The sequence below is a fragment of the Parabacteroides caeci genome (assembly GCF_023656795.1).
Taxonomy (GTDB): Bacteria; Bacteroidota; Bacteroidia; order Bacteroidales; family Tannerellaceae; genus Parabacteroides; species Parabacteroides segnis.
Genome location: NZ_JAMOKT010000058.1, coordinates 39476 through 45709, shown reverse-complemented (window position 1 = coordinate 45709; position 6234 = coordinate 39476). Strand labels below are relative to the sequence as shown.

2 protein-coding genes and 3 pseudogenes are annotated in these 6234 nt (G+C 41.1%); 3 read left to right on the top strand and 2 right to left on the bottom strand.

Annotated elements, in window-relative coordinates:
* Positions 1–119 precede the first annotated feature (119 nt).
* Positions 120–1034, bottom strand: a pseudogene (locus tag NBH15_RS22725) (carboxypeptidase-like regulatory domain-containing protein); the annotation flags it as partial.
* 288 nt (positions 1035–1322) lie between these two features.
* Between NBH15_RS22725 and NBH15_RS29420 the strand changes: the two are divergent.
* Positions 1323–1463: pseudogene (locus tag NBH15_RS29420) on the top strand (hypothetical protein); the annotation flags it as partial.
* Between the two features lie 99 nt (positions 1464–1562).
* On the opposite strand, the gene NBH15_RS22720 reads toward NBH15_RS29420, so the two are convergent.
* Complete coding sequence (locus tag NBH15_RS22720) at positions 1563–4022, bottom strand: ligand-binding sensor domain-containing protein (RefSeq protein WP_250823618.1); 2460 nt, start codon at positions 4020–4022, stop codon at positions 1563–1565.
* A gap of 108 nt (positions 4023–4130) precedes the next feature.
* Between NBH15_RS22720 and NBH15_RS22715 the strand changes: the two are divergent.
* Together NBH15_RS22715 and NBH15_RS22710 are read left to right on the top strand one after the other, a co-directional pair.
* Positions 4131–5357, top strand: a pseudogene (locus tag NBH15_RS22715) (hybrid sensor histidine kinase/response regulator transcription factor); the annotation flags it as partial.
* A gap of 291 nt (positions 5358–5648) precedes the next feature.
* The gene (locus tag NBH15_RS22710; protein WP_009860425.1) at positions 5649–6197 is read left to right on the top strand and encodes an RNA polymerase sigma-70 factor; all 549 of its coding nucleotides are present in this window, start codon (positions 5649–5651) and stop codon (positions 6195–6197) included.
* Positions 6198–6234 lie beyond the last annotated feature (37 nt).

Genomic DNA, 6234 nt, shown 5'->3' with positions numbered 1-6234 from the left:
GGTTGTATCATAGATCATGGATTACTTGTTGTGTGGTAACTTTAAAGTAATTCTTTCTTTGATATTTCCAATGGCTTTTTTCGTTTTAAGGGTATTTTTTCTTAAATTGATGACATTGAGTTGTTACCGTTGGCAATAGTCGTTGCCGCTAATTCTCCGGCCATGTATTTTTGTATGCGACCGATGGTCTCTTCGTCAAAAATGACACTACCTCCCTGATTGATAGATGCTTCATTGAAGAAATTGGCAAAACGGTATGAATCGAGTTGATTGGGGAGGTTGGTCGGACCGGAATAACGGACGTTATTGTTGTAGTTTATTTGCATTTTCCCGGCTTTACCTTTTTTTGTTGTTATCATGATTACGCCGAACGCTGCCCGCGAACCATAGATAGAGGAAGAGGAGGCATCTTTCAATACAGAAATGTTTTCAACATCTTCCGGATTCAGGTTGTTCATGTTTCCTTCCATGCCGTCGATCAGGATAAGTGGCTCGCCTTTGGAACCTTTACCGATCGTTCCCGTACCACGAATATTAACATTCATGTTCTGACCCAATTGTCCTCCCAGGTCGGCGGTGGATAAGTTTAATCCGGGAACTGCCCCTTGTAAAGACTGTGAAACGGAAGTTACCGGCCTGGATGCCAACACCTTCTTATCGACAGTCGCTACAGCTCCGGTCAGATTAACTTTCTTTTGGGTACCGAACCCAACTACTACTACTTCGTCCAGTGCCTGAGTATCTTCACTCAATTCTATTTTTAGACTGGATTGTCCGGTAAGTTTGATCTCCTGTGTAGTGTATCCTATGTAGGAGATCACCAGGATATCATCTTTCGAAGCGTTGATAGCGAATTTTCCGTCCAGGTCGGTAATGGTCCCGTTTGTTGTACCCTTTATTTGAATGGAAGCTCCGATAACGGGTTCATTCAGGTTCTTGTCAATGACAGTACCGCTAATGTTTTGCTGTTGCGCGTATATATGAAATATACTAACCATTAGCAGCACAATTAAAAAAGTGACTCTTTTCTTCATCCTTTTTAGTTTTAAGGTTGTTAATACTAATTTTATTAATCTTTGTAAGCAAAAGTATCTGGTCTGCCTGGAAGGGATAACGCGTGTTTTATTCATTAACGATGGGTGTTTTCTTTATTTTTCTTGTTGAAAAACAGGATACTGGGTGTTTTATTCATGAATAGTCGGCAGATTGTTCATGCATTATATTTATGTTGTTTTTCTTTGTCTTGTTTAGAGGTAATATCCTCCTTTTTTTGTTTCTTTGTATATGTTTGAAATATCTAAATGAGGAGCTTTGTTAATTAGATGATGAGGAAATTTATTGCAGCTATACTATTCTCTATTTTTTATAGTTTTTCCGGTTATGCCTTTTTTGAAAAGGATATCAGGGTGCTTACCATGCAAAACGGACTGGCCGATAATACGGTCTTGTGTATTCATAAAGATATGGATGGTTTTATGTGGTTTGGCACAGATAATGGTTTGAGCCGTTATGATGGAAAAAATATAAAGAATTTCGGTTCGGATGGGCTTTATATGAAAGTTTCAAGTATCCATGAGACCGGAAATAATCTGCTTTGGTTGAATGTGAGCGGGCAACTCTTCTGTTTCGATCGCCGTATGGAGCATTTTGTTTCTATTAATGAAAACGGGAAATTTACCGGAGTCCAAGATGAACTCTGTCTGTTTTATCTCGGCAATATGCTTAAAAGACGTGATAACATTCTTAACCAGCACTGATATATCAACTTCTGACAGTTTTAATTGCACCATTCCGGCTTCTATTTTTTGTACATAGAGTAATTGATTTACCAGGGTAGATAATGAGGTCGCATTATTGTAAACCAATGACAACTTATCATATAGAATTTGTGAAAAGCGTTCCGTCTGCAATAACTCCTGTAAAGGAGAAAGGATCAGTGTCAGAGGCGTACGAAGTTCGTGAGAGACGTTCGTAAAGAAATTACTGCGTTCCCGGTTGATTTGCTTCTCTTTCTCACGTTCCAAATTGGCAACAAACAATTCATGTTTTAACCGTTCCTCATGCCTTAGACGTGCCTGCTCCTTTTTTACACGACGCATCAGATAATATATAATAAAACCGATTGTGATAATAATTAGAAGACGGAACCAAATTGCCTCATACCAATGAGGCAGGATGTTGACATCCATGGATGTCAGGTAACCGCTAGAACCGTCTGCCATAATACTTTGTACCTCAAAAACATATTTTCCTTGAGGTAAGTTTGCATACGAGACCTTTTCACCTTCATTGATTGTCAACCAGTTCGATTGAGCCGGACTTAACCGGTAATTATATTTTTGCAGGTCGTCCGAGTAGGTCAGATTACTGAACATCAATGAAAAGCTATTATTAGCAGCCTTTAATGTTAATCCGTGTGTATAGGGAATACCTTGTTTCAAAATGACTTGATTATTTATCTTTTGCCCGATTTCAACTGGTTTATTATCTACTTCCAATTGAGTTATGACTACTTTGCCGGGAATAAAGTGGTTGTTCATTGCTTCATTCGGGAGGAAATAGGTTATGTTTTTATTATTCCCCCAAAACAGAAAATCCTTATAAAACATGACTGAGCGGTTGTTTCCGGATATATAGTAATTATAGAACAATTTCTGATGTCTGCTGTAGTTACAAACACAGGAAGCGGAACCCAGCCAAATACGGCCTTCCTCGTCTTCGCAAATACAACCTATGTAATTACTGCTTAACCCATTATGAGTTGTGTAAAAATTCTCGATTGAATCAGACTGAATATCCATTACTCCAAAACCGTCGGAATAACCGATATATAGCTTTCCGTCTGAAGCGGCATAAAGGGAACGTATATCCCTGACTGGAACATTGGCTGTTTTTTCATAGTCCGATCGAATAGGTTGACCATCCAAAGAACACTTTACTAAGCCGTATGACAATCCTAACAAGAGGTATTTACCGGGTACTTCTACCATTGCCCGTATGGTTCCGGAACCGACAGGGTAATAGGTAAAATCTTTTGTTTGGCGATCAAACAACAATAACCCGTTAGTGGTTCCCACCCATAAACGATTTTGATTATCAATCAATAAAGACCAGATGGAACCGGACCATTCAGGTTTGTTTTTAATGCGGACAGGATAAACGGTAAAGGTTTTATTTTCAGAATCATACTGAATTAGTTCGGACTGGCCGTTTCCGAACCATAAGTTTCCTTTTTTATCGTTGAGCACACATAAAACAGTATTGCTCGAGCCGGCAGGGACCGATTCAAACTCCAAACGGCTTTGAGGATTAAAAGGTTCCGTACTTCTCAAAATTCCCTTATGGAAAGTGGCAAGCCAGATATATTCATTCTTATCCATCGCCATTTCACATATTTCATTATGCGTTTCCTGATGAAAGCGCTGATAAAATTGTTTCCTTAAATCGGAGGCATACACTCCTCCGCCTTGTGTTCCGATCCAGATGATACCTTCCGTATCGTAATAAGCGGAGATCATCCGGGTCTCCAGGTTACGATGAAGTTGAGACGCAGTGTTGTTATAGACCTCTGTTGTATAACGGGTAGGGTCTTCTTTATCAGGAATAAAAACTGTGTAACCATTCCATGTAGCAGCTAAATACCGTCCGTCTCCCAAAGAAACCATCTGATAAATATCTCCGTGGGAAAGAGTTTTTTCCGTATCCTCCGGTTTATAGGTATATTGAGTATAGACACCTGTCTTCGGATTGTAACAAATCGCTCCGTTGGCCCAGGTTCCAATCCAGACAGAACCGTCGGAATAGAGAAGGCGGTGAACATGAATTTTATTGACTCTCGGTAAATCACCCCGGCTTGTCATTTGATGTTTTTGGGGATCGAAAGTGACTATATTTCCCCAATCGGTCGCAATATAAATAATTCCGTCAGGGGATTGGCACATGACCATATAGTTTGTATTGTTCCCGGCCAATCCTGTAAACTCCATTTCTACTTTTAAGTCCACTTTGTCTATATTCCCCATTTTATCCGTTTGATAAGCGACTGAAACAAGCGAAAGTACATCAGTGGATATCATCCAAAAACTCGTATCATTTTGCATGAGTACATCTTGGACTTTGGCATTCAATCTCTTTATCTCTGGATTGATATCTCAAAAATAGAATCAGCCTTGAAGAACCTCCTTTCGAATGCGCTCAAATATACCCCGAAGGGCGGAAAGATAAGGGTTACGATCGAGGAGAAGGAGGTAGACGGGAAAATGTTCTGTTTATTATCCGTTGCAGACAATGGGCCCGGCATCGCTGAAAATTTGCAGGGACGCATCTTTGAATCCTTTATAACGGGCGAAAATGATCCCTCATTTTCTACCAAGGTGGGTATCGGCCTGCGTATCGTTAAAAACACGATGGACCTCCATCATGGGAAAGTATTGCTGAACAGTGTTCCCGGCAAAGGCTCCGAGTTTATCCTTTATCTTCCGTTGGGGCGCGAGCATTTTAAAGAAGATGTATATCAACTGGTTGAGGATACCCGTGATGAACAGAAGGAGGAAGCATTCATTGCCCCGGAAAAGGTTCGTGAAGAGACATCCCCCGAATCAGGCAAGAAATTGCTGGTCATTGAAGATAACGATGAGATAAGACATTATATCCATACTCTATTCGAGAAGAAATACCGTGTTCTGGAAGCCCGGGACGGTGAAGAGGGCGTGCGGACCGCCCGTGAAGAGATCCCTGACCTGATCATTTCGGATATAATGATGCCGGTCAAAGACGGTTTTACCTGTTGCCAGGAGATCAGGCAGGAGTTGCAGACGGCCCATATCCCGATCATCATGCTGACAGCCAAAGCTGAGGAGGAGGATTTGCTGAAAAGTACCCGGATCGGTGTGGACGACTATATCATGAAGCCTTTCAACCCCGAAGTGCTCAAAGCCAAGGCAGAGAACCTGATCCGCATGCGTGAGCAGTTGAAACGCATCTATACGAAAACCCTGATGCTGAAACATACGGTAGAGAAGCCGGAGGAAGAAGAGCAAGCCGGGCTTTTCATGCAGCAGGTGATCAGTATCGTCGAAGCCAACCTGACGAACCCGGACTTCAGTGCCAAAAGTCTGGCAGGCCTGTTGAATCTTAGCCAGCCTACCTTATACCGTAAGATGAAGCAGTTGAGTAACCTGTCGATTATCGAAGTGATCCGCAGTATCCGTATCAGCAAGGCTGCTTCCCTGATCATGCAGAAGAAATATTCTGTTCAGGAGGTGGCTGAAATGGTCGGTTATAACGATATAAATACATTCCGCAAGCACTTCACGAATCAGTTTGGTGTATCGCCTTCCCGTTATAATGCTTTATAGTCTCCGTTACCCTTGGGATAGAGCCGGTTACAAGGGAGAGACTGCCGTTAACCCGGCGTATCGTTTCCCTTGCCATTACATTCTCTTTGCATATCACAGCTGTGAAACAAAAGAAATCCATCTGTGAAACAAACGGAATCCAACTGTGATATGAAAGGAATGCAGTTGTGATAAGCAATAGGAATATTAAAAAAGAATTATTGCCAATGGGTGTTGACTATTATGGAATAAATCTTATTTTTGTATGGTATTGAGATAAATGGAGTGAGCCTTCTTTATATTCTACAGGAGATGAGTAATATAAGTTTCAGCGATATATATACAAACTACTACAAACGTTCGTTTTTGTTTGTGAAGTCATATGTCAGAGATGACATGGCGGCAGAGGATATTGTATCTGAATCTTTGATTAATTTGTGGGAGACCAGTAAAAAGGAGAAAGTTGAATATCCACTGGCACTGCTTGTCCAGATGTTGAAAAACGGTTCCCTGAACTATTTGAAGCATCAGGACGTGAAACAGGCTGTCTCTGAATCCATCTCTTCTAAAATGGACCGTGACCTGTATTATCGCATCTCGACTTTACAAGCTTGTGACCTGGAAGAAATATTCTCGTCAGAAATAACCCGTATCGTCAATGATACCTTACAGGCTTTGCCCGAACAGACCCGCCGCGTTTTTGAAATGAGCCGTTACGAATGCCGTACGGTCAAGGAAATATCGGAAGAATTGTCTATAAGCCCAAAAGGGGTCGAATATCATATAACCAGATCGTTAAAGGTTTTGAGGGTCGCTTTGAAAGATTATCTGCCTGTTTTCTATCTCTTGTTTCTAAGATAACAGATTGTTGTTATCTGATAGTATACATCCGATAAAA

Bases quoted from the DNA above. Each gene is read 5' to 3' on its own strand.
- NBH15_RS22720 (WP_250823618.1), bottom strand. From the start codon at position 4,022: ATGGGGAATATAGACAAAGTGGACTTAAAAGTAGAAATGGAGTTTACA.
- NBH15_RS22710 (WP_009860425.1), top strand. From the start codon at position 5,649: ATGAGTAATATAAGTTTCAGCGATATATATACAAACTACTACAAACGT.